The organism is Bacillus sp. RO2 (genome assembly GCF_012911845.1).
Classification (GTDB): Bacteria; Bacillota; Bacilli; order Bacillales; family Bacillaceae_I; genus Sutcliffiella_A.
The window spans coordinates 100,094-125,672 of the sequence record NZ_JAAXCU010000031.1 but is presented as its reverse complement, the minus strand read 5'-3'; the positions used below and the strand labels follow the sequence as shown (position 1 = coordinate 125,672).

Below are 25,579 nucleotides of genomic sequence, written 5' to 3'. Positions count from 1 at the left end.
CATCAAACGCATAAAAGAAAAAGAAGTAGAATCGGCTTCTCTTCTTAGAGTTGCACAAAAACAAAACATAAACACCTAGTTGAGTGGGGGCCTTGACAGTTTCGTTCATATCAGGAGGCTCCAGCAGTGCCCCTAGGAAAGCGAAGCCATTTGCGGAGATCAACAGCGATGTTTAAACAATTTCAAAGTCAAAGACTTTTTCAATGGCTTCCTTCGTAGCGGTGTCTCTTCACGCCTTCCACACCAATCAACAAACCATCTACATTTACTTCAGTTATACCCTCCAATCTTTTCGCAAAAAGACTATTTTAACCAAATATTTTTTATTGGATTATTACCCAATCCCACGGAGATACTACCATATAATCACATCAAGAATGCAGGAGGGTTTCTATGTCTTTTACAGGTATAGCACTGTTCATACAGCTTTTCTTCGGGGTCATCATTGGCCTTTATTTCTGGAACCTGCTCAAAAACCAACGGACGCAAAAAGTAACGATTGATAAAGAATCGAAAAAGGAAATGGAACAACTAAGAAAAATGAGAAGTATTTCACTCTCAGAGCCACTCGCTGAGAAAGTAAGACCAACAAGCTTCAAAGAAATCGTCGGGCAAGAAGATGGAATTAAGGCATTAAAAGCGGCCATTTGTGGGCCAAACCCTCAGCATGTCATCATATATGGACCACCAGGAGTAGGGAAAACTGCCGCTGCAAGGCTTGTTCTTGAAGAAGCCAAAAGGAATCCAAAGTCTCCTTTTAGAGGGTCTGCCGTTTTTATTGAATTGGATGCAACAACTGCTCGTTTTGATGAAAGAGGAATTGCAGACCCCTTAATTGGTTCTGTACATGATCCAATCTACCAAGGTGCTGGCGCAATGGGTCAAGCAGGTATACCGCAACCAAAACAAGGAGCTGTAACGCATGCGCATGGAGGAATGCTTTTCATCGATGAAATTGGTGAACTTCATTCCATTCAAATGAACAAATTACTTAAAGTGTTGGAAGATAGGAAAGTGTACTTAGACAGTGCGTATTACAGTGAAGAGAATAACCAAATACCAACGCATATTCATGATATTTTTCAAAATGGCCTCCCAGCAGATTTCCGCCTTGTAGGGGCAACCACCAGAACGCCGAATGAAATACCTCCTGCCATCAGGTCTAGATGTATGGAAGTTTTCTTCCGTGAGCTAGATCAAGAGGAGCTGGAAGCTGTCGCTAGGAATGCGGCATCAAAAATCAATATGATGGTCGAAGAAAAAGGTATCAGCCTGCTTGCTTCCTATACAAGGAACGGGCGTGAAGTGGTAAACATGATGCAGATTGCATGTGGACTCGCAATTACTGAAGACCGCGACACAGTAAAGGTTGAAGACATTGAGTGGGTAGTTCACTCCAGTCAATTGGCACCTAAATACGAAAACAAAATAAAAGAAGCGGCACAGCCTGGACTTGTCAACGGTCTGGCGGTTTTTGGACCTAACTCAGGAGCGCTTCTTGAAATAGAAGTGACTGCAATTCCTACTGAGGAGAAAAAAGGGACAGTGAACATAACGGGTATTGTGGAAGAAGAAAGCATGGGCAATCAAGGCGGAAAATCAGTCCGCAGAAAGAGTATGGCAAAAGGATCTATCGAGAACGTTATTACCGTACTTAGAAAGCTTGGTGTACCAGCAGCTGATTACGATATTCATGTTAATTTTCCGGGAGGCATTCCGATCGACGGACCCTCTGCAGGAATTGCAATGGCGACGGGAATCTATTCTGCGATCTTCAAAATTCCAGTCAGTAATCTTGTCGCGATGACAGGAGAAATCAGCATCCACGGAACTGTTAAACCAATTGGCGGAGTCATTCCGAAAATAAAAGCGGCAAAACAGGCTGGAGCAAAGAAAGTCATCATTCCAGCTGATAACATGCAATCGATAATAAAAGAAATCGACGGCATTGAAGTCATTCCGGTAAAAGAGTTCCAAGAAGTCCTTGATCTTACCTTATTAAGAGAAAAGATTACGGAAACGAACGTAGAAAGCATTTTGCATGCTCCAATGAGCATTCCGAAAACAGAATCCATGTAAATGGTGGGCAGGCCTTGCGATGGTCTGCCTGTTTTACATCATGAAGCCTTACTGATTGCACTAATGCCTTGAAAAAGGTAAAATTTTTACTACCATTTCTATATTAAGTTAGGCAAAGTTGTAAAAGATAATAAAACAAACTCTTTTATAAGTTAAACTGTCTCTTTAATTAGACAGGGCTATTTAATTAGGATAGAATTGAACAAAGATACATAAAGGAAGAGCGTACGGGGGTGTTACCATGGCAACAAATAAGGAATATCATGTTCCATTATTGCCTTTAAGAGGACTAATGGTCTATCCGACAATGGTGTTACATTTAGATGTCGGAAGAGAAAAGTCGATAGAGGCGTTAGAACAAGCGATGCTAGGAGACGATATTGTCGTTCTCTCTACACAAAAAGAAGTGGGAACGGACAATCCTACAAAAGAGGACCTATATACTTGGGGTACTTTGACAAAAGTGAAACAAATGTTAAAGCTTCCTAATGGTACGGTCCGTGTCCTGGTAGAAGGGCTAGAACGTGCAAAAATAGAAGAGTTTATTGAAAAAGATACACATTGGGAAGCCAAACTTTTGACCTATCCGGACACAGAAGAGAAAGATCCGGAAGACGAAGCTTTAATGAGAACTTTGCTGGACTATTTCCATACATACACAAAGCTCTCCAAAAAGACAACTGTCGAAACATATCATACCGTTTCAGATATAACAGAGCCTGGACGAATGGCGGATATCATTACATCCCACTTACCTATTAACATGAAGGAAAAACAGGATATTCTTGAAACGCGAGATGTAAAAGAGCGTCTGAACAAAGTGATCAAGCACGTAAATAATGAAAAAGAAGTACTGCAATTAGAGAAGAAAATCGGTTTGCGAGTGAAGCGTTCCATGGAACGTACACAAAAGGAATATTACCTTCGTGAGCAGATGAAAGCAATTCAAAAAGAGCTTGGCGATAAGGAAGGTAAAGGCGGAGAAATTGAGGATCTTAAAGAGAAACTTGAAAATATCGGCATGCCGGAAAATGTGAAAAAGACTGCATTGAAGGAAATCGACCGCTATGAAAAAATTCCATCGAGTTCCGCTGAAAGCTCTGTTATCCGCAACTATATTGACTGGTTGTTAAATCTACCTTGGCAAGAAGCTACAGAAGATCAATTGAATATTATCAGAGCGGAAGAAATACTTAATGAAGACCACTTCGGGCTAGAAAAAGTGAAAGAACGTGTGTTGGAATACTTAGCGGTCCAACAGCTGACAAAATCACTGAAAGGCCCAATTCTTTGTTTGGCAGGACCTCCGGGTGTAGGTAAAACTTCCTTGGCACGATCCATTGCCAAGTCCCTGGACCGCAAGTTTGTCCGCGTCTCCCTTGGCGGGGTTCGGGACGAATCTGAAATACGCGGTCACCGTAGAACCTATGTTGGTGCCATGCCTGGACGAATCATCCAAGGCATGAAAAAAGCGGGAACCATCAATCCGGTTTTCCTTTTAGATGAAATAGACAAAATGTCCAATGATTTCAGGGGAGATCCTTCCTCTGCATTACTGGAAGTATTAGATCCCGAACAAAACTTTAATTTCAGTGACCACTATATTGAAGAACCGTATGACCTATCCAATGTCATGTTCATCGCCACAGCAAATAATCTAGCAACCATTCCTGGACCTTTACGCGATAGAATGGAAATCATTACGATCGCAGGTTATACAGAAATAGAAAAGTTAAACATAGGGAAAGACCATCTGCTGCCTCGTCAGGCAAAGGAGCATGGTTTACAAAAGAATCTTCTGCAAGTCAGAGACGAAGCGCTAATGTCCATTATCCGCTACCATACACGTGAAGCAGGCGTGCGTAGTTTGGAAAGACAACTTGCTTCTATCTGCAGGAAAGCTGCCAAACTCATCGTTTCTGGTGAGAAGAAAAGGGTAGTCATTACGGATAAAAACCTTGCCGAATTCCTTGGTAAGCCAAAATTCCGTTACGGACAGGCGGAAGAAGAAGACCAGGTTGGCGTGGCAACAGGCCTTGCCTATACAACCGTCGGTGGCGATACGCTATCCATTGAAGTATCCCTATCACCAGGTAAAGGAAAGCTCATGTTGACTGGTAAGCTTGGGGATGTAATGAAAGAGTCTGCACATGCAGCATTTAGTTTTATCCGCTCACGAGCGGACGAATTGAATATTGACCCTGATTTCAATGAGAAAAATGATATCCATATTCACGTCCCAGAAGGTGCTGTTCCGAAAGACGGTCCATCCGCCGGGATTACAATGGCTACTGCCCTCATCTCAGCATTAACCGGCAGACCGGTCAGAAGAGATGTTGGAATGACGGGTGAAATTACGTTAAGAGGCCGTGTGCTACCGATCGGCGGATTAAAAGAAAAATCCCTGAGTGCACACCGCGCCGGCTTAAAAAAGGTTATACTACCTAAAGAGAATGAAAAAGATTTGGATGATATTCCAGAAAGTGTGCGAAAAGATTTAACGTTTGTTTTAGTATCACATTTAGATCAAGTGTTAGAACACGCATTAGCAGGAGAGAAAAAATGAAAGTAACACAAGCAGAAATAGTCATAAGTGCTGTAAAACCAGAACAATACCCAAGTGAGCTTTTGCCGGAATTCGCCTTGGCGGGCCGTTCCAATGTAGGAAAGTCATCTTTTATCAATAAGATGATCAACCGCAAGAACCTTGCGAGAACTTCCTCCAAACCGGGTAAAACACAAACATTGAACTTTTATCTGATCAATGAAATGTTGCATTTCGTAGATGTACCTGGTTATGGTTTCGCAAAAGTACCTAAATCCGAACGTGATGCATGGGGCAGAATGATGGAAACCTATTTGACAAGCAGAGAGCAGCTTCGTGCTGTCCTGCAAATAGTAGACCTTCGCCATCCGCCATCCAAGGATGATGTCACGATGTATGAGTACCTGAAGCATTATGAGCTTCCAGTAGTCGTCATTGCGACGAAAGCGGATAAAATCCCTAAAGGGAAATGGCAAAAACACTTAAAAGTAATAAGAGAAACCCTCGGAATGGATAAAGAAGACGAACTAATCCTCTTCTCTTCGGAAACAGGACAAGGAAAAGATGAAGTCTGGGGCATGTTGCAAAAAAGAATGAAGTAAAACCTAAACTGCGAATCAGAGGAAGAATGCTCTGAACGCAGTTTTTTGGTTTAAAGTGAGGAGTGACATAGGTGCAAAAATTATTTTACAAAGACCCATACATTCAGACATTTACGACAACGCTGTTGAGACAATCACAAGATGAATCAGGAAAATGGTATGCCATACTAGAACAAACCGCATTTTACCCTGAAGGCGGGGGGCAACCGTATGATATTGGAACTCTAAATGACCAAAATGTCATAGAGGTACAAGAAATCAATGGGGAAATCAGACATTACCTGGAGCACCAACTACCCGAAACATTAAAGGAAGTCAAGGGCATCATTGATTGGGAAAGACGATATGATCATATGCAGCAACACGCAGGACAGCACCTTTTATCTGCTGCGTTTGAAGAGCTATTTAACTATAAAACCAGAAGTTTTCATCTGGGCAAAGAAGTGTGCACCATAGATCTGGATACTACCGAGTTGACGGACCAAGAGGTGTTCGAGACTGAAACACTTGTAAATAAAATAATCCTTGAAAATCGTAAAATAGAGAGCAAATGGGTAACAAAGGAAGAGCTTGCAAATTATCCACTAAGAAAAGAGCTGTCAGTATCGGAAAATATCCGCCTAGTCATCATCCCTGATTTTGACTATAACGGCTGTGGAGGAACACACCCTCAATCAACGGGCGGGGTGGCTTCTCTTAAAATACTTGCTCTAGAAAAACAAAAGAACATGATTCGAGTATCCTTTGTTGCAGGGAATCGCGTCTTAAAACAACTTCATGATAAACAGCAGGTCGTTTCGGAATTATCCGCTTTATTAAATGCTCCACAAAACAGAATGGAAGAAGCGGTCACAAGAATCTTGGGGCAAAGTAAAGAACAGGCAAAAGAACTAAAAGACATGAAAGAAAAGCTTTTAGAATACGAAGCAGCTGCTCTTTCTTCTCAAAGGGAAGTAGTATCAGGTCGGATAATAATAAAGTCTGTGTTTCAACATAAGGAAATGGCAGAACTTCAGAGTATGGCACGGAAATTAGTTGCAGCTGATGACGACATTAACGTGTTTCTTTTAGCTGAAAATGATGGGAAGTTGCAATTTGTCGGGGCGAGAGGGAGTGAATCTAATCTCGATATGAGGTCTGTTGCCCAAAAAATCTTTGCCCTCATAAATGGAAAAGGAGGCGGAAGAGAAAATTTCGTCCAAGGTGGGGGAGAAACAACGCTAACAGGGGAAGAAGTGTTAGAAAAAATAACACATCTTTTATCAATTGATTAAAAAGTAGAATAGATTTCATAGCTTAAATGAGCAAGAGGCTATGGAATCTATTTTTTGTTTTAAAATAAGTAAAAATTTCGAAAAATATGTTTATTGAATTGTAAAATCAGGGAATAGGATGTACAAGGAGCAATTCTGAGCATACATACGATACACAGGTAGTGAGGTCTTCTGAAGTTGGAATTTACTGAATTATTAACAAATATGATTTTTAAGCTTATTTGTGGTAGTTTTCCGTAATTGTTAACATAAAAGGGAGACGAAAAAATGGACACTAAGGGGGATTTTGGAAATTGAAAAAAAGGGTATTGTTAGTCACACTGTTTGTGCTGTCTACGATTCTAGCTGCTTGCGGCGGAAAAGTGACAACAAGTGAGGGGTATGAGTTAGTAGAGGAAGGGAAATTCAAGTTTGCTTCTTCAGGAGAATTTGCGCCATTTAGTGTAACAGATGGAAATGGAGAAATGACCGGTTTTGATATTGAAGTCGGAGAAGCCATCGCTGCTGAACTTGGTCTTGAACCAGATCAGGAAAAGTACACATTTGCGAGTATTGTTGAAGGAGTAAAAAGCGGTCGTTTTGATGCCGCAGTAGCAAGTCACACCATTACAGAAGATAGACTTAAGGAAGTGGATTTCTCCACACCTTACTACTATTCTGGTGCTCAGATCTTTGTAAGACCTGACAGCGACATCCAAACATTAGCTGACCTGGAAGGCAAGGAAATCGCTGTATCCAGAGGATCTACATATGCAGACCTTGTAAGCGACATCTCTGACAACATCCAAAACTATGACAGCGATGTAGTCGCGTTAGAGGCATTGAACAATGGTCGTCATGATGCGGTGGTAACGGACTTTGTAACTGGCCGTGAAGCAATTGGATCCGGCATGGAGTTAGAAGGCCGTGAACTTCTGGACCGCAGTGAACAGGCAGTGGGAGTTGCGAAGGGTAATGAAGCACTTCTTGAAGCCATCAATGATGCATTAGAAACATTACGAGAAAACGGAAAGCTAAAGGAAATAAGTGAAAAGTACTTTGGAGAAGACATCACTACAGACCCGGATGCGCAAGAATAACGAGCTGACCTTCAGCTGATCATAAAATCCAGTTCAAACAATGTGTGGTGTTCATTCACCACACATTTTTTATCAGCGGCGCTCAATAGTAACAAAAAGGAATAATAAAAAGTTTTATAGCTGTTGATTGGAGCAAAAGGCTTAGACTCCTGCGGGGGAGAAGCGACAATGTTGAGACCCCGCAACGAAGTGAGGAGGCTCAAGGTCGCCCCGCGGAAAGCGAAGCCGTTTGCGGAAATCAACAGCGGAGTTCCACGAATTATATAAATAAGGAGAGTGAAACCGGCATGCCCAGTTTTTTGCACTTTTTTGAAGTATTTATGAATACATACGATATGTTTTTCAAAGGGATGATAAGAACCCTTCAAATTACCGCGGTTTCCATTGCCATCGCGCTTATCATCGGATTGTTTTTCGCTTTCTTAAAGATATCAAAGATAAAAGCGTTAGAATGGATTGCTAATACTTATATATTCTTAATACGAGGGACACCGCTAATCGTGCAAATCTTTGTTTTTTACTTTGGGCTCGTCACGTTAGGGATATCTCAATTCTGGTCTGTCACACTCGCTCTCGCCTTCCATAACGGTGCATATATTGCGGAAATATTCCGTGGAAGCATCCAGTCCATAGACAAAGGTCAGATGGAAGCAGGTAGATCACTCGGAATGACAGGAAATCTTACGATGAGAAGAATCATCTTGCCACAAGCATTTAGAAGAGCATTACCGCCACTGGGCAATCAGTTCATAATCTGTCTAAAAGATTCCTCCCTTGCTGCGTTTATCGGCTACTATGAGCTGTTTAATGTTGCACAAACGCAAGGTGCGAACTCATATGACGTTATGACATATTTATTAGTCGTTTCTGTATACTACTTGATCCTTGTCGGATTGATTGGAATTGTTGTAAATCTATTAGAACGTAAATTCTCAGCAAGTGAAAGATAGGAGGTAGGACATGAGCAATAAAATTGAAGTAAAAGACTTGAATAAATCGTTTGGGGACCTACATGTCCTCAAAGACATATCTTTGACTGTGAAAAACAAAGAAGTTGTGTGCCTTATCGGCGCTAGTGGGTCAGGAAAAAGTACTATATTACGTTGTTTAAACTTTCTTGAATTAAAAGATAGCGGTTCTATTGTTATTGATGGAAATGAAGTAGATGTGAAAAAAGATAATCTGAACAAAGTTCGTCAAAAAGTCGGGATGGTATTTCAGCATTTTCACCTTTTCCCGCATAAAACAGTACTTCAAAATGTCATGGAAGCCCCTATCCAAGTGGAAGGCCTAAAAAAGTCCGAAGCGAAAAAGAGAGCTTCCGACCTTCTTGCAAAAGTAGGACTCTCTGATAAGGAAAATGTTTACCCAGAAAAACTCTCAGGAGGGCAAAAGCAACGTGTGGCCATTGCCCGTGCCCTTGCCATGAAACCGGATGTCATGCTCTTTGATGAACCAACATCCGCCCTTGATCCTGAGTTGGTAGGGGAAGTACTGAAAACTATGAAAGAACTCGCAGAAGAAGGAATGACCATGGTAGTCGTTACCCACGAAATGGGATTCGCCCAAGAAGTCGCTGACCGCGTCATCTACATGCACGACGGCAAAATCGTCGAAGAAGGTCCCCCACAGGACCTCTTCAACAACCCCCAAAACCAACGAACAAGAGATTTCTTAGAAGCCGTTTTGTAATGAGAAATCAATTGAGAGATACAGATTCCCCCTGTTTTCTGGAGTGCAAGGTGTGAGACTCCTGAGGGAGATAGCGGTAGGTTGAGACCCCGCAACGAAGTGAGGAGGCTCAAGCCCTAGGAAAGCGAACACCTGGAACGCAAGAAAACAGGGAGTACAGGGATGATTTTTAGCTGTTGATTGGAGCAAAAGGCGAAGACTCTTGAGGGAGATAGCGCTAGGTGGAGACCCCGCAGGCGTAGCCGAGGAGGCTTCAACAGCGCACCTAGGAAAGCGAAGCCGTTTGCGGAAATCAACAGCGGCGTCTAAACAATAACCCGAAAAAGACCTACAACAACGGAATAAAACTCCATTGCTTGTAGGTCTTCCCTTATTTCTTCTTAAAAACAAAAAACGCACCAATCAAAATCAACAAAACCGGCCAAAAAGTATGTAAACTAGCAACACCTGTCTCTACCACACCCAGCATCTCCATAAACGTATCGTAGAAAAGAAAGAAACTAGCAAGAATGCACAACAGGACTCCCTCAAACATACCGCCTTTCGTCTTCTGCGAACGAAGAATAAAGCCAATGCCAATAATCAAAATGATTACAGCAAAGTGATCGGGCCAAACGTCTACCTTATCCTTAAGCTGAAAATGCAACCCAATTCCTAGTAAAACAAAACCAGGAAGGATGTTAGGATAATCACTCTGTTTATAAGCTTGTAATAACAGTGCAATTCCTGTAATAACGAGGATGGTGGACCAGTGCAGCATCCCTTCCCACAACACAATATTTAATTGTTGTAACAGGAAATATGCACCAAAAAATAATAAAAGCAAACCAGGCAGAAAGCTATTTTTCTTCATATTTTCCTCCTTGAAATCGAGGCTGAAACCTTGATTCTACAATGAAATTCTGTTAATGTACAAGTTGGTGAATAAAAGAATTGTAATGTTTGTAATATATAACTAAGAGAAACCATGAAAACGGTGTATTTTCATGTATCCTAATTACTTAATTGGAAACTATTTGTTCACATTTTAACAAAAGTATCTAGCATTAGTCATGTTATAATTTTAGTAGATGATATTATTTTTTGTGGGGGTGTACGAACAAGTGCATATCATAGTAGTCGGTGTTAATTATAAAACGGCCCCTGTTGAAATACGTGAAAAATTGACATTTAATCCAGCTGATCTGAATAAAGCAATGATAGCTCTGAAGGACCAAAAGTCCATCTTAGAAAACATCATTGTTTCTACCTGCAACCGTACGGAAGTCTATGCAGTAGTCGATCAGTTGCATACTGGACGTTATTATATTAAAGCTTTCCTTGCAGACTGGTTCGGTTTAGACAAGGAAGAGTTTTCTCCTTACTTGAACATATATGAACATGACGGGGCGATCGAGCATTTGTACCGGGTCTCCTGTGGATTGGACTCCATGGTGCTTGGGGAAACACAAATCCTTGGTCAGATCCGTACAAGTTTTCTTGCCGCACAAGAACATAAGACGGTCGGAACCATTTTTAATCAATTATTTAAACAAGCTATCACTTTAGCGAAACGTGCGCATTCCGAAACAGATATCGGTTCCAATGCCGTTTCAGTAAGCTATGCAGCAGTGGAGCTTGCGAAAAAGATTTTCGGGGATTTAAAAAACAAGCATGTATTAATTTTAGGCGCAGGGAAAATGGGAGAACTCGCCGTCCAGAATCTTCACAGCAACGGGGTAGAAAAAGTTACGGTCATCAACCGTACACTGGAAAAAGCAACAAACCTGGCGAATCGTTTCGCAGGCCAGGCAAAGTCCATGCAAGAGCTTTCCTGTGCGTTGGTAGAAGCGGATATTCTTATCTCTTCTACCGGTGCTAAAGACTATGTTTTAACTAAAGACGATATGACCTATGTCGAGCGTATGAGAAAGGGCCGTCCACTTTTCATGGTGGATATTGCGGTTCCACGGGATTTGGACCCAGAATTGGATAAGCTAGAGAGCGTCTTCTTATACGATATTGATGATCTTGAGGGAATCGTCAATGCCAATTTGGCAGAACGCAAAAAAGCGGCAGAAGAGATTGAACTGTTTATCGAAGAGGAGATTGTGGAGTTTAAACACTGGTTGAACACACTTGGTGTGGTTCCGGTCATTTCCGCATTACGTCAAAAGGCGCTGGATATTCAATCCGAAACGATGCAAAGTATCCAACGAAAACTTCCTCATCTTTCGGAGCGTGAGATTAAGGTCTTAAATAAACATACGAAGAGCATCATCAACCAGATGTTGCGCGACCCGATTTTACGAGCGAAAGAACTTTCAGCCGAATCTGATGCAAAAGAATCTTTAGAACTGTTCACTAAAATCTTTAATATCGAAGAGGCGGTTCAACAAGAAGTTCAATCACAGTACTATACTGTGAAAAAGGAGAAGAGTTCTTCAGCTCCTGTAGGAATTCCGCTTCCTCAAGCTGCGACATACAGGTCGTAAGAGAGGCTGTTAACTATGTTAGAGATGACAATCGCAAGGCTATACGAATTAACGATTCTTCTTTATGCCTTAAGCGTGCTCTTATATTTTATTGATTTTCTTCAACATAACCAGAAGGCAAATAAAACAGCCTTCTGGTTACTTGCAATTGTATGGGTATTGCAAACGGTTTTCTTATTTTTACGAATGCTTGATACCGGACGATTCCCAATATTGACGCTTTATGAGGGGATGTATTTCTATACGTGGGTATTGATTACCTTTTCTCTCGTCATTAACAGAATCTTACGCGTTGATTTCATTGTGTTTTTTACAAATGTAATAGGATTTGTGGTATTGGCACTGCACACATTCACTCCTGTACAACATGAATCGCAAGTGGTTGCGCAAGCCTTAGTATCTGAATTACTCATTATTCATATTACAATGGCAATCCTGTCTTATGGTGCCTTTTCCCTGTCTTTCGTATTTTCCTTGTTATATGTCATTCAATATCGGCTGTTAAAGGAGAAAAAGTGGGGCAAAAGGTTATTGCGGATTCAGGATTTGGCGAAACTTGATCATATGTCCTATGTTTTGAATGTAATCGGAGTGCCGATGCTATTGCTTTCGTTAATATTAGGTAGCATTTGGGCGTCTGTTAAATTGTCCGAATTCCAATGGTATGACATGAAAGTGATTGGCTCTTTCATTGTCATTACTGCATACAGTTATTATTTTTATCAAAGACTTGCCAAAGGAATTAGTGGGAAGGGTATTGCGAACTGGAATATTGCAGCGTTTCTAGTCGTCCTCATTAACTTTTTCCTGTTTGGCAGATTATCAAATTTTCATTTTTGGATCTTATAGGAATCCCATCGGCTTTGGGTAAGGAGGAAATATGAGAAAAATAATTGTAGGTTCTAGAAGAAGTAAGCTTGCTTTAACCCAAACGAACTGGGTCATCGACCAACTGAAGGCGTTAGGTGCGCCTTTTGATTTTGAAGTAAAGGAAATCGTCACAAAAGGAGATCAAATCCTTGATGTCACTTTATCTAAAGTTGGTGGGAAAGGTCTTTTTGTAAAAGAGATTGAACAAGCGATGCTTGATAAAGAAATAGACATGGCCGTTCACAGCATGAAAGACATGCCGGCTGTTTTACCAGATGGCTTGATGATTGGATGCATTCCTTTTCGTGAAGATCACCGCGATGCATTTATCTCTAAGGACCATGTAAAATTTGCTGATCTACCAAGTGGATCCATTGTGGGGACTAGCAGTCTGCGCCGTGGAGCACAGTTGCTTGCCAAACGTCCGGATCTCGAAATCAAATGGATTCGAGGAAATATTGATACGCGTCTTGCAAAGCTTCAAAATGAAGACTATGATGCGATTATTTTAGCAGCAGCAGGCCTTGCAAGAATGGGATGGTCAAAAGATGTTGTGACAGAATTCCTTGATGAAGATCTTTGCTTGCCAGCTGTTGGACAAGGGGCCCTTTCCATTGAATGCCGTGAAGATGATGCTGAATTGCTTGAAGCTTTAGGTTTGTTCACGGATTCTGTTACACAAAAAGCAGTCACGGCGGAACGTGCTTTCCTTCACAAAATGGAAGGCGGATGTCAGGTGCCTATCGCTGGATATGCCTCTGTTGGTCAGGATGACCACATCACGTTGACTGTACTAGTAGGTGCACCAGACGGATCTGTACTTTATAAAGAAAGAATTACAGGAACAGATGCTGTGAAGGTCGGATTGGAAGCTGCTGAAAGTCTGACTGAACAGGGTGGAAAGAAATTAATTGATGATGTGAAAAAGGAGCTGGATCAATAATGGATCGTACTTTGCCTTTAGCCGATAAACGCATTCTTATTACAAGAAGCAAAGAGCAGGCAAGGTACTTTTCCAAGCAGATTCAGTCACTCGGAGGGACCTCGCTTGAAGTCCCTCTTATTCAATTTCAGCATGTTTCGGATAACGAAAGTGTCGTTGCCGATATTAAGTCAAACATAGCAGAATATGAGTGGATTGTATTTACGAGTGTAAACGGTGTGAAGTATTTCTTTGAACTCTATCAAGGTCATTTGCCAAACAAGATTGCAGTGGTCGGAGCTAAAACAAAACAAGCATTGGAAGCGCTTGGATATAAAGTGGACCTTGTCCCCAAAAGGTTTTCTGCAGAAGATTTGATAGATAGTTTTGCAAAAGTGACAATCAGTTCTATTTTGCTGATTCAAGGCAATCTCGCTCGGCCCCTTTTACGTGAAGAACTTAATAGAATAGGGTACAATGTTAAGCAGATAGTCGTATATGAAAACATCATTCGAGTACCAGAGGAAAAGGAATGGAAATGGCTGAAAGAGGGAAAAGTTGACCTATACACATTTACCAGCCCTTCAACCGTACATAACTATATGGAACTTTTTGGGCTGCCAAAAGGTCCGGTGGCAACCATTGGCCCAATAACCAGAAATGCTGCAGAAAAAGCGGGAATTAATGTGGCAATCAGTCCATCTGAGTATACAATGGACGGTCTCTTAGAAGAAATCGTGCAATATTTTAAAAGGGAGGATACATAATATGAAAGACTTGCAATTTACTCGTCATCGCAGATTACGAAATTCAGATAACATGCGCTCATTGGTGCGTGAAACATACCTACATAAGGAAGACTTCATCTACCCAATCTTTGTGGTAGAAGGGGAAAACATTAAGAAGGAAGTTCCTTCTATGCCGGGCGTATACCACCTATCCTTGGATCTATTGAATGCTGAAATGGCGGAAGTTACGGATCTAGGAATCAAATCAGTTATTGTGTTTGGTGTGCCGAAAGAAAAAGATGAAGTGGGAACGCAAGCCTACCATGACCATGGCATTGTGCAGCAGGCTATCTCCCAAATTAAAGAAAGCTTCCCAGAGCTTGTGGTTATTGCAGATACATGTCTGTGCCAATATACGTCTCACGGGCACTGTGGAATTGTGGAAGAGGGTCGGATATTAAATGATCCAACACTTGACCTGTTGGCGCGCACAGCTGTCAGCCAAGCGCGTGCAGGTGCGGACATCATTGCTCCTTCTAACATGATGGACGGATTTGTGGCGGCAATCCGCGCAGGGTTGGATGAGAACGGCTTTGAAGATGTACCAATTATGTCCTATGCAGTGAAATATTCGTCCGCATTCTACGGCCCTTTCCGTGATGCAGCGCACAGCTCTCCTCAATTCGGAGACAGAAAAACGTACCAAATGGACCCAGCAAATCGCCAAGAAGCACTTCGTGAAGCAGAGTCTGACATGCTAGAAGGAGCGGACTTCCTAATTGTGAAGCCTGCCATGGCATACTTAGACATCATCCGTGATGTAAAAAATAACTTCAATGTTCCTGTTGTAGCCTACAATGTGAGTGGCGAATACTCCATGATCAAAGCGGCAGCCATGAACGGATGGATCAACGAACAAGAAGTGGTGATGGAAAAACTAATCGGCATGAAGCGTGCCGGTGTAGACTTAATCATCACCTATTACGCAAAAGACGTTGCACGTTGGTTGGATGAGAAGTAATAACCTGATTTACTAGGATGAGTGGATTGGAGCGGAAGGCACTTGACTCCTCGAAAATGCCTACGCATTTTCTTCGTGCGATGTCTTGCTGTCGAAGCATTCCTTGTCCTGCGGGAGGAAGGGACAGGGAAGACCTCACAGGCGCAGCGAGACCACTGAAAAAAGGAAATCTCATGTACTAACTGATTTATAGCTGTTGATTGGAGCAAAAGGCGAAGACTCTTGAGGGAGATAGCGCTAGGTGGTGACCCCGCAGGCTTGCCGAGGAGGCTTCAGCAGCGCCCCTAGGAAAGCGAAGCCATTTGCGGTAATCAACAGCGGTGTCTAAACTACATTTTAGAACAAAGGCTTTCAGTGGTTTTGCGCAGCCGAGGAGGCTTCCGGACCACCCGCGGAAAGCAAGTGCCTGCAGCGAAAAGGAACGGTTAAGTTTAGTTGTAATCCATTTCAGATAAAAGAAAGGATGATAGAAGAATGAGAAGTTATGAAAAGTCTAAAGAAGCTTTTATAGAAGCGTCCAAACTGATGCCAGGCGGCGTGAACAGCCCTGTACGTGCCTTTAAATCAGTAGACATGGACCCAATCTTCATGGAGCGAGGAAAAGGCTCTAAAATATACGATGTGGACGGAAACGAATACATAGATTATGTCCTTTCATGGGGACCACTAATTCACGGCCACTCCAATGACCGCGTAGTGGAAGCAATTAAAAAAGTAACAGAATCAGGGACAAGCTTTGGTGCTCCAACACTTATCGAGAACGAACTCGCAAAGCTAGTTATTGAAAGAGTACCTTCCATCGAAGTAGTCCGTATGGTAAGCTCCGGTACAGAAGCAACGATGAGTGCGCTTCGTTTAGCTCGTGGATACACAGGACGCAACAAGATTATCAAGTTTGAAGGCTGCTATCACGGCCATGGTGATTCCCTGTTGATTAAAGCAGGTTCTGGTGTCGCTACGCTTGGATTGCCTGACAGTCCAGGTGTCCCTGAAGGTGTCGCGCAAAACACGATCACCGTGCCTTATAATGACTTGGAAAGCATCCGTTATGCATTCAAGGAATTCGGTGACGACATCGCTGGTGTCATTGTGGAGCCTGTTGCAGGTAACATGGGAGTGGTTCCGCCGCAACCAGGTTTCTTGGAAGGCTTGCGCGAAGTAACCACGGAATATGGAGCTGTGTTGATTTTTGATGAAGTAATGACTGGTTTCCGTGTGGATTACCATTGTGCGCAGGGATATTACGGCGTTACTCCTGATTTGACTTGCCTTGGTAAAGTAATCGGAGGAGGACTTCCTGTTGGTGCGTATGGCGGTAAAGCTGAAATCATGGCTCAGGTTGCTCCAAGTGGTCCGATCTATCAGGCGGGAACATTGTCTGGTAACCCGCTTGCTATGACAGCAGGGTTTGAAACTTTAGCTCAACTGACTCCTGAAACGTATAAAGAATTCGGCAAAAAAGCGGATCGCTTAGAAGAGGGGATCGTCGCTTTAGGTGAGAAGTACAATGTGCCTGTATCGGTAAACCGTGCCGGTTCTATGATTGGTTTCTTCTTCAATAGTGAGGAAGTTGTTAACTATGATGTGGCGAAGTCTTCAGATTTAGGTTATTTCGCAAAGTTTTTCCGTGAGATGGCAAACAATGGAGTATTCCTACCACCATCCCAGTTCGAAGGATTGTTCTTGTCCACAGCTCATACGGATGAAGATATTGAAAAAACATTAGAAGCGATTGAAAAATCGTTTGCTGCGATAAAAGAATAATGAGATTTGTTCTCTCTGCCCGTTCTTATGCATTGTTAAAATGCGTAAGGGCGGGTTTTTGCATTTTGTTTTCGGGGAGGAGGGGCTGGTTGTGCATTTCCCAAGTTAGTTTCTACATTACCCGCGAGAGCTTCTACATTTCCCAAACCACCTTCTACATTTCCCAGCCCTACTTCTACCGTTCAAAAGAAACCTTCTACACTTAACCCCAAAACCACAAACAATATCAAACCAAAATACCACCAAGATCAAACAACCTAACATCAAACCACATACAAAAACATACAATCTACTAACCACCTCCATTTTCAAAGCCCCCTTCGAGATACACCGTAAATCTCCTGCAAGGGTCTGACCCCCCTTTCAAATTTTTCTTTTAACTATTCATATTCTCCCAAATTCCATCATACATCTTTATTGATATAGTAAATTTTTGATAGGTGTGAAAGGAGGAACCCCTTTGTCTTCAGAACAGCAATCGTGCTTGCGGTTTTCAGTAGAGGAATCGATATGGTTTCAAAAGGGACAGGAAGTATCTGAGCTCATCTCCATTGCGTTAGATCCTGATATACAAATTTATGAGCAGGACCAATATGTTTCCATACGTGGAGCTTTATTATTAGCGGGGGAATATCATGTGAATGCGGAAGCGGATGATGAGGAGGAGTATCAACCTCAAGCCCGTGTTGTACAGGAAGTAGAGCAGCGAGAAGATGGCGTCTGCGTATTGAACCATCGCTTTCCAGTCGATATTACGATACCAAAGAACAGAATCCAGAGTTTAGACGATATTTATGTGGCGATAGAGTCATTCGACTACAGCGTCCCAACTCGGGGCTGCCTGCAATTGGATGCGGAGTTGTCCATCTCTGGCATTTATGGGCATCAACAAAGCGCCCCAGCCTGGGAAGAGGATCAGGAAGAATCATTTGAATATGAAGTGGAACCTAACCGGGACCATGAAGAATCATATGCTTCACAAAACCAATCACATCTTTACGAACAAGAAACAGAAACAGAACAAGAAACAGAAGCTACACAAGAAGAACAAGATGAAACTCTTGAATACGAACCAATGTATCGCAGTGCAAACTCCGATAATGAATACGAAGAAGATACCTACCAGTACTATACCGAGGACGATGAAGAGGAAGAAGAAGAGATCCTCAATCAAGACGAGATAGATAGGAATATGCAATACAATTACAATGAGGATGGTGAATACGCCCCGTTTGAAGTAGAGGCACGAAAAACGCCTGTAGTAGAGGAAGAAGCGCCATATAATCCTGCTGACTTTATTTATCAAAATAAAGAAGAGGACGCGTATGCCCCGCTACATTCCTTACATGCAGGTAAACACTATCAGAACGAGGACGAATCATCAAACGTTGTCTCCTTATTTGATAAAAGGAAGGGCCAACAGGCGGTTGCAGATCCGCAGCAATATGAGGATTATTCCGATGAGCCAAGGGACGAGAATGATTTATCCCTGACCAAAATCTTTGCAGATGATGGTGGAGATGATTTCACCAAATTGAAAATATGCATTGTGCAGCAAGGGGAATCGATGGACCATATTGCTGAACGCTATGATGTTTCTATTCAGCAATTGATTAGGGTCAATAGGCTTTCCACAGATGACCACATCAATGAAGGGCAGTTATTATATATACCGGTAAAGGCTTCCTCTAAGGGTCAATAACCGGCTTTGGAGGAAAGTGAGGAAGGGGTAACCTTTTCTCACTTCTTTTTTACCTGAAAATATCAGAGGAAGTGAGTTTTCGCGATGCAGACAAACGAGCAAAGCGTAGAAGAGTTAGTGTACCAATATGGCATCGTACCTGAATATATAGAACAGCATAGTGGAGTTTGGAGAGTTGCAACGAATAAAGGAGCATTTGCCCTTAAAAAAATCAAGAGAGAACAGGCATATCCATTGTTCCGAAATATACATTCCCTCTTCCAGCGAGGAATCAAAACGGTGGTTCCCATCTATCAGACAAGACAAGGCTATTATTTTATTGAAAGTTATTCAGATGCATACTACTTGATGCCGTGGATTGAGGACAATGAGGAGCGGGAGCTTGATTTCAAGGACAGCTTGATGTTCAAAGAGCTTGCCAAACTTCATAGCATGACGGTTCAAGAAAAGGAGTATCCAGAAGAGGAGATCACCGCATTTTACGACCGACTTTCGGAGGAATGGACAAAAGAGCAAGAAGACTTAGAGAAATTTGTGGATGTATGTGAGAAAAAACTGTATATGTCCCCTTTTGAGCTTCAAGCTTGCACTTACGCCCATGAAATATCTCTTGCTCAGAAGTTTTCTCTGCAAAAACTGGAAAACTGGCAGGAGGCGGTAAAGGAAACGAAAAAACACCGTGTGGCCATGACACATGGAAGGGTTTCGTTTCACCACTTTGTAAAAGATACAGAGGGCAGGGGCTATTTTATTAGCTGGGAACGAGCAAAGCAAGCCGCACCTGCAAACGACCTTATCTCCTTTTATCAACGATATTTACGAACATATCCACTTTTTTGTGATGACTGTATTGACTGGTTTTACGAATATCAAAAGGGATTCAGCCTGCAAGAATATGAAAAAGATCTTACGTTAAGCTATCTTTCGCATCCCGCGTCTTTTATACAGGCAGTAACGCAGTTTCAACAGCCACCTAACCCAAACCAAAGAAAAGCATCCTCGGAGAGGGAGTTAGTGAAAAAAATTCAGGGAAGCTATTGGCTTGCCAAAAATATTGAGTATGTAGCAGGCAGGATCAATCAGATTGAAGAGCAAAATAAAAACAAAGAGGCCCAAACCAGTTAAGCTGGGATGGGCTTTTTTTAAGAAAAATAAGAAAGTATATAATTCCGGCGAATTCCGTTCCAGGAGCTTCGCTTGCCTGCGGGCGGTCCGTGAGCCTCCTCAGGCTACGCCTTCCGGGGTCTCACCTGTCCCTTCCTCCCGCGGGCGTCTGCGCTCCTTCCACTCCAATCACCAAGGGTATTTTATTCACCTAAGATTAATAAAGGTTTTTAGTAGAGTAAATGTTAATCCAATAACATTTTTATACAAGTAACTTCTAGCTGTGGATTGGAGCAAAAGGCGAAGACTCCTGAGGGAGAAAGCGCTAGGTGGAGACCCCGCAGGCTTGCCGAGGAGGCTCCAGCAGCGCCCCTAGGAAAGCGAAGCCGTTTGCGGAAAGGAACAGCGGCGACTTACAGAATACTGAGATTCTATGTAAGAGAAAACCGGGCGGCTTATGCCCGGTTTTACTTATGCTTTATGAATCGCCTTTTCTAGCAACGTATCAGTCAACACCGACAAGCTGACTGTCGATTGATTGATTTCTTTAAAAGAATTAACAATGATATCAAGGTCTGCTTTATTTTTGTTAAAACGGTCCAAATAGTTATCCATCTCCATTTTAACTGTGACAATGCCGCCCTTCACTTGAACGATATTCTGCTGAGACTGCTCGGTCACTTTGTGCATAGATGACATCATGCTCGTCACATTGGTGATTTGCTGATCACTTTTATCGATAAGTACTTTGATTTTGCTGCTAAGTTCCTTTGAGCTTTCGGCAAGTTTCCGCACTTCACTGGCAACCACCGCGAATCCGCGGCCTTCATCACCGGCACGTGCTGCTTCAATGGAAGCGTTCAGGGCCAATAGATTGGTCTGATCGGCGATATTATCGATGCCTTGTGTCATCGTGATGATTTCTTCTGATACAGATTTCAATGTGTGCATCTCTTCAAGTGATTGACTGACTTCTTTCATGACTTCCTCAAAATTCCCTACCATTTTCTCCATTTGCATCTCATTGTCATTTGTTAGGTGCAGTAAGTTTTGGCTGCTTTTTTGTGTGAGATCGGTGTCTTTTAAAACTTCTTCGGCTTTTAGGGTGACAGTTTGGATCGTCTCTTCCGTTTCTGTCACGGTACCGGCAACTTCTTCACTAATTTTCGTAAGCTCAGCCTGCAAAGTGCGGTTTGCTTCATTTGCTTGTTCAAGCAAGTCGATACGCACATGGATATACTCTTCCACGACAAGCTGTGAGTCCAAATTAATGATATGTGTCAACGCGGTTAACGTAGTGACAAGGTCTTTTGGACTGTCCTGAAGCAGCTCCACCACTTTAGGAAGGAGAAGGGTCTGCATGGCGGAATAGGTCGCCAAAAACCATGTGACAGGCAGATGTACCCCGTTGTGAGTTTGACCGATTCTTTTTCGCATCTTATAAAAGTCTTCATCAAGTTTTCCGCTTAACAAACTTTGAAAATAGAGAACAAATACGGCCTTCAGTCTTTCCTTACTAGAGTTGCTTGTGGCAACCTGTTTCATCGGAGGTTGTTTATATAAATGTACCAGTACCTTTTCCAGTACTTCATCTAGTAGTTCAAATATGACGGGTTTCGCATTTTGTAAAGCTAGCAAATGTTCCTTTGTGAACCCCATATAATAAAGTCGGCTTGCCAGATCCGCATCCTTTGAATGGCCGACAACATCTTTTCTTTCCGGAAAGTGCATCTCAGCAGTGTAAAGAACTTTTTTAGGTTTTTGCATAAATGAAATCATGGACGTCTCCTTCTGAAGTCGAAATTGGTAGAAAATTCATATCTTTATGTAGTATTATGGATGATTCTTAGGAAATAAGCTATAGGTAATGTGTCGAAAAACCAAATAAAAACTGCCTCAGACATTCTGGAGGCAGTTTTTCTAGGTGGCCTAAATCCATTCCAAATGAAAGCAAATGGCAACCACGATGCAGATGGCAAGTATGAGAACGTCAAAGGTAGTGGGAAGAAAGATGGTACGTATTCCTTGAAAAACACAGATAGGAATAATGAATTGTGCGCATACCCCACGGACCTGTCTCAACCAAGGCGGCAAGGAATAAGGGTTATATTTTCGCATATGGTACCTCCTTAAGCACACTTTTCTCGATGTATATATACCTAAGATATGATTTGGTGCGGAAAATAGTGCCCAGTTCGGAACAAATATTTCTTTTTGTGCATAACTTATTAAAAAATTGGAGAAGCTTATTGACTATTAGCATATCCTTTATGTAACATAGTAAGGTAATAAGATAAAGATCAAATACAGTGACAGGGAAGAGTACAATTGCAGACCCCTTTAGAGAGGGAAACCATCAGCTGAAAGGTTTCTCAGGAACGTCGGATTGGAAGGTCGCCCTCGAGTAGTTTCAGCGAACGCACTGCGTCTAGTAGTTGAAACCGGTGGAGAGCCGTTAACAGATTTGAGTGTACAGGGGATAGTCTATCTATTTTCACCCTGTAAAAAAAGGTGGTACCGCGAAACTTAACTCCTTTCGTCCTTTTATTTGGATGAAGGGAGTTTTTTATTTGGTTCTAAAGATTCACAGCTGGTGATTGGAGCGAAAGGCGAAGACTCCGGCGGGAGGTAGCGGTAGCTTGAGACCCCACAAGCGGAGCCGATGAGGCTCAAGCACCGTCCCGCGGAAAGCGAAGCCTGGCGCGGAAATCAACAGCGGAGTCCAACAGAACCACAAAAGAGAATAGGAGGAATCAGGATGGAAATGAATGAAGTAAACCTTCCGACAAAATACGATCCACAAACAATCGAAAAAAACCGTTATCAATACTGGTTGGACGGCCGCTTTTTTGAAGCGACAAACGACCAAGACAAAACACCATACACAATCGTTATCCCACCACCAAACGTAACGGGACGCCTTCACCTAGGTCACGCATGGGACACCACCCTGCAAGACATCATCACGCGCATGAAGCGCATGCAAGGCTTTGACGTTCTATGGTTACCGGGAATGGACCATGCAGGAATTGCGACTCAAGCGAAAGTAGACGAGAAGCTGCGCAACCAAGGAATCAACCGTTATGACCTTGGGCGTGAAAAGTTCATGGAAGAAGCATGGAAATGGAAAGACGAATACGCGAAACATATTAGAGAGCAATGGTCCAAGCTAGGACTTGGCCTTGATTACAGCCGCGAACGTTTCACATTGGACGAAGGGCTATCCAAAGCGGTTAACGAAGTTTTCGTAACGCTTTACAAAAAAGGACTTATCTACCGTGGCGAGTACATCATCAACTGGGACCCTGCTACGAAAACGGCTCTATCTGATATCGAGGTAATCCACCAAGATGTTCAGGGTGCCTTCTATCATATGAGATACCCGCTGGCTGACGGTTCTGGCCACATTGAAATCGCAACAACGCGTCCTGAAACAATGCTTGGGGATACTGCCGTTGCGGTTCATCCAGAAGACGAGCGCTACAAGCACTTGATTGGAAAAATGGTGACACTGCCTATCACTGGACGTGAGATTCCGATTGTTGCCGATGACTATGTAGACATGGAATTCGGTTCTGGTGCCGTGAAAATCACACCTGCTCACGACCCGAACGACTTCGAAATCGGGAACCGTCATAACCTTGAACGCATTCTAGTAATGCACGAAGACGGCAGTATGAACGAAAAAGCTGGCAAATACAATGGTATGGACCGTTTTGAATGCCGTAAGCAGCTTGTAAAAGACTTGCAAGAAAGTGGCGTTCTTTTCAAAATTGAAGAGCACATGCATTCAGTTGGTCACAGTGAGCGTAGTGGCGCAGTAGTTGAGCCGTATCTTTCTACACAATGGTTTGTTAAGATGCAGCCACTTGCGGATAAAGCGATTGACCTTCAATCTCAAGAAGACAAGGTTAACTTCGTACCAAACCGCTTTGAGAACACATATATGCGTTGGATGGAAAATATCCGTGACTGGTGTATTTCCCGCCAGCTTTGGTGGGGTCACCGAATTCCGGCTTGGTATAACAAAGAAACAGGAGAAATCCATGTTGACCATAACCCACCTGAAGACATCGAAAATTGGGAGCAAGATACAGACGTACTTGATACATGGTTCAGTTCTGCGTTATGGCCGTTTTCTACCATGGGTTGGCCGGAAACAGAATCTCTGGACTACCAACGTTATTATCCAACAAGTACCTTAGTAACTGGTTATGATATCATTTTCTTCTGGGTTTCCCGTATGATTTTCCAAGGGTTAGAATTTACTGGAGAGCGTCCATTTAAAGATGTTCTGATTCACGGACTCGTTCGTGACGAGCAAGGCCGCAAGATGAGTAAATCCCTTGGTAACGGTGTAGATCCAATGGAAGTTATCGAAAAGTACGGAGCGGATTCTCTGCGTTATTTCTTATCAACAGGAAGCTCACCGGGTCAAGACCTACGTTTCAGCTATGAAAAAGTAGAATCCACTTGGAATTTTGCCAACAAGATTTGGAACGCATCACGTTTTGCCATGATGAACATGGGTGACATGAAGTTTGAGGATATTGATTTGAGCGGAGAAAAGTCCGTTGCAGACAAGTGGATCCTGACTCGTTTGAATGAAACAATTGAAACAGTAACGAAGCTTGCTGAGAAATATGAGTTCGGTGAAGTAGGCCGTGCCCTTTACAACTTCATCTGGGATGATTTCTGTGACTGGTATATTGAAATGGCGAAAATTCCATTGTACGGCGAAGATGAAGCAGCGAAAAAGACAACACGCTCTATTTTAGCTTACGTATTGGATAACACCATGCGCCTGTTGCACCCATTCATGCCATTCATCACTGAGGAGATCTGGCAGCAGCTTCCTCACGAAGGCGAGTCCATCACAACTGCAAAATGGCCGGAAGTTCGCGATGAGTTAACGGACAAAGAAGCGGCAGCAGATATGCGTTTACTTGTAGACATCATCCGAAGCGTACGTAACGTTCGTGCAGAAGTGAACACGCCAATGAGCAAGCAGGTTAAATTGCTTGTAAAAGCGAAAACTTCTGAGATTGCCGGCAAGCTTGAGGGCAACCGTTCTTACCTAGAGCGCTTCTGTAACCCAAGCGAGCTGTTGATCGGAACGGATGTTGCCTTAGATGGCGGCGAAAAAGCGATGACAGCAGTCGTGACTGGAGCGGAGTTGATCCTTCCTTTACAAGGCTTGATCAATATTGATGAAGAAATTGCGCGTCTGAACAAGGAACTTGCGAAGCTTGATAAGGAAGTGGAGCGCGTGCAGAAGAAGCTTTCTAATAAAGGGTTCATCGCGAAAGCACCTGCAAATGTTATTGAAGAAGAGAAAGCAAAAGAGAAAGATTATGTAGAAAAGCGTGAAGCTGTTCAAGCTCGCATTGATGAGTTGAAGGGGTAAATGTTTTTTGAGATAGATTATCCTGGGTGGATGTCCTTTTTGAAGGGATGTCTGCTTGGGATTTTTTTGTTTGGAGTATTTGTCGGTGGTTTCAGAGCGGTCAGCGGTGTCGGGGGAGTGTATCGAAAAATGCTGAAAGGTCGAAGGTGGCGGGAAAACGGTAGAACATCGCAAGTTAATGGTCGAAGGTTTCGCCAAAACGGTAGAAGCTTCTCAGGGAAATGTAGAAGGTGATCCGGGAAATGTAGAACATCCAATCTACCCAACCTCAAATCCAACTAAAAAACGCTTCGGCGACCCTCATAGAGGTAACCGA

19 protein-coding genes, 1 pseudogene and 1 other annotated feature are annotated in these 25,579 nt (G+C 42.7%); of the genes and pseudogenes, 16 read left to right on the top strand and 4 right to left on the bottom strand.

The genetic code is table 11. The annotated features are described in order from the left end of the window. The first annotated feature begins 393 nt into the window (after positions 1 to 393). The 7 genes from lonB to HF078_RS07230 all read left to right on the top strand — a co-directional run bounded on the left by lonB (position 394) and on the right by HF078_RS07230 (position 9,271). Positions 394 to 2,079, top strand: coding sequence for an ATP-dependent protease LonB (lonB, locus tag HF078_RS07260; protein WP_169290525.1), 1,686 nt, complete (start codon positions 394 to 396; stop codon positions 2,077 to 2,079). A gap of 241 nt (positions 2,080 to 2,320) precedes the next feature. Further along, positions 2,321 to 4,645 carry an endopeptidase La gene (lon, locus tag HF078_RS07255; RefSeq protein WP_169290524.1) on the top strand — a complete coding sequence of 775 codons (2,325 nt, stop codon included), beginning with the start codon at positions 2,321 to 2,323 and terminating at the stop codon, positions 4,643 to 4,645. Then, positions 4,642 to 5,226: a ribosome biogenesis GTP-binding protein YihA/YsxC gene (gene yihA / locus HF078_RS07250; RefSeq protein WP_060664863.1), complete on the top strand. Its 585-nt coding sequence runs from the start codon at positions 4,642 to 4,644 to the stop codon at positions 5,224 to 5,226. Before lon ends, yihA begins: the two co-directional genes overlap by 4 nt. A 71-nt stretch (positions 5,227 to 5,297) precedes the next feature. Beyond that, positions 5,298 to 6,500 (top strand): DHHA1 domain-containing protein, encoded by a 1,203-nt coding sequence (locus HF078_RS07245; protein WP_169290523.1) that lies wholly within the window; start codon positions 5,298 to 5,300, stop codon positions 6,498 to 6,500. A 293-nt stretch (positions 6,501 to 6,793) separates the two neighbouring features. Next, a complete protein-coding gene (locus HF078_RS07240; RefSeq protein ID WP_169290522.1) occupies positions 6,794 to 7,579 on the top strand; it encodes a transporter substrate-binding domain-containing protein in 786 nt (261 codons plus the stop codon). 287 nt (positions 7,580 to 7,866) lie between these two features. Then, positions 7,867 to 8,529, top strand: a complete 663-nt coding sequence (locus HF078_RS07235) for an amino acid ABC transporter permease (protein ID WP_169290521.1) — start codon at positions 7,867 to 7,869, stop codon at positions 8,527 to 8,529. Positions 8,530 to 8,539: 10 nt separating this feature from the next. Next, positions 8,540 to 9,271: an amino acid ABC transporter ATP-binding protein gene (locus HF078_RS07230; RefSeq protein ID WP_169290520.1), complete on the top strand. Its 732-nt coding sequence runs from the start codon at positions 8,540 to 8,542 to the stop codon at positions 9,269 to 9,271. Between the two features lie 370 nt (positions 9,272 to 9,641). Here HF078_RS07230 and HF078_RS07225 read toward each other — a convergent pair whose 3' ends face one another. Beyond that, the gene (locus HF078_RS07225) at positions 9,642 to 10,124 is read right to left on the bottom strand and encodes a LiaF transmembrane domain-containing protein (protein WP_169290519.1); all 483 of its coding nucleotides are present in this window, start codon (positions 10,122 to 10,124) and stop codon (positions 9,642 to 9,644) included. A 250-nt stretch (positions 10,125 to 10,374) separates the two neighbouring features. Here HF078_RS07225 and hemA point away from each other — a divergent pair, with 250 nt between their 5' ends. The 8 genes from hemA (at position 10,375) to ysxE (ending at position 19,877) form a co-directional block, all read left to right on the top strand. Beyond that, the gene (gene hemA, locus HF078_RS07220) at positions 10,375 to 11,745 is read left to right on the top strand and encodes a glutamyl-tRNA reductase (protein ID WP_169290518.1); all 1,371 of its coding nucleotides are present in this window, start codon (positions 10,375 to 10,377) and stop codon (positions 11,743 to 11,745) included. Positions 11,746 to 11,760: 15 nt separating this feature from the next. Then, positions 11,761 to 12,594, top strand: coding sequence for a cytochrome C assembly family protein (locus HF078_RS07215; RefSeq protein WP_169290517.1), 834 nt, complete (start codon positions 11,761 to 11,763; stop codon positions 12,592 to 12,594). Between the two features lie 31 nt (positions 12,595 to 12,625). After that, a complete protein-coding gene (gene hemC, locus HF078_RS07210; protein ID WP_169290516.1) occupies positions 12,626 to 13,558 on the top strand; it encodes a hydroxymethylbilane synthase in 933 nt (310 codons plus the stop codon). Then, positions 13,558 to 14,304, top strand: a complete 747-nt coding sequence (locus HF078_RS07205; protein ID WP_169290515.1) for a uroporphyrinogen-III synthase — start codon at positions 13,558 to 13,560, stop codon at positions 14,302 to 14,304. Before hemC ends, HF078_RS07205 begins: the two co-directional genes overlap by 1 nt. A gap of 1 nt (position 14,305) precedes the next feature. Next, a complete protein-coding gene (gene hemB, locus HF078_RS07200; protein WP_169290514.1) occupies positions 14,306 to 15,286 on the top strand; it encodes a porphobilinogen synthase in 981 nt (326 codons plus the stop codon). A 474-nt stretch (positions 15,287 to 15,760) separates the two neighbouring features. Next, positions 15,761 to 17,050, top strand: coding sequence for a glutamate-1-semialdehyde 2,1-aminomutase (gene hemL, locus HF078_RS07195; RefSeq protein ID WP_169290513.1), 1,290 nt, complete (start codon positions 15,761 to 15,763; stop codon positions 17,048 to 17,050). A 460-nt stretch (positions 17,051 to 17,510) separates the two neighbouring features. Beyond that, positions 17,511 to 18,752: a stage VI sporulation protein D gene (gene spoVID / locus HF078_RS07190; protein WP_169290512.1), complete on the top strand. Its 1,242-nt coding sequence runs from the start codon at positions 17,511 to 17,513 to the stop codon at positions 18,750 to 18,752. An 84-nt stretch (positions 18,753 to 18,836) separates the two neighbouring features. Then, positions 18,837 to 19,877, top strand: a complete 1,041-nt coding sequence (ysxE, locus tag HF078_RS07185) for a spore coat protein YsxE (RefSeq protein WP_169290511.1) — start codon at positions 18,837 to 18,839, stop codon at positions 19,875 to 19,877. Positions 19,878 to 20,327: 450 nt separating this feature from the next. On the opposite strand, the gene HF078_RS21270 is transcribed toward ysxE, so the two are convergent. From HF078_RS21270 to HF078_RS07175, 3 genes and pseudogenes are all read right to left on the bottom strand, one after another. Beyond that, on the bottom strand, positions 20,328 to 20,837 hold the full coding sequence (locus HF078_RS21270; RefSeq protein ID WP_481748004.1) for a methyl-accepting chemotaxis protein: 510 nt from the start codon (positions 20,835 to 20,837) through the stop codon (positions 20,328 to 20,330). Positions 20,838 to 21,098: 261 nt separating this feature from the next. Continuing rightward, positions 21,099 to 21,587: pseudogene (locus HF078_RS21265) on the bottom strand (protoglobin family protein); the annotation flags it as partial. Between the two features lie 198 nt (positions 21,588 to 21,785). Continuing rightward, the gene (locus HF078_RS07175) at positions 21,786 to 21,974 is read right to left on the bottom strand and encodes a hypothetical protein (RefSeq protein WP_010195840.1); all 189 of its coding nucleotides are present in this window, start codon (positions 21,972 to 21,974) and stop codon (positions 21,786 to 21,788) included. A gap of 182 nt (positions 21,975 to 22,156) precedes the next feature. Beyond that, positions 22,157 to 22,403, top strand: a binding site (T-box leader). A gap of 211 nt (positions 22,404 to 22,614) precedes the next feature. Between HF078_RS07175 and HF078_RS07170 the strand changes: the two genes are divergently transcribed. After that, positions 22,615 to 25,263, top strand: a complete 2,649-nt coding sequence (locus HF078_RS07170; RefSeq protein ID WP_169290509.1) for a valine--tRNA ligase — start codon at positions 22,615 to 22,617, stop codon at positions 25,261 to 25,263. The last annotated feature ends 316 nt before the right edge of the window (positions 25,264 to 25,579 follow it).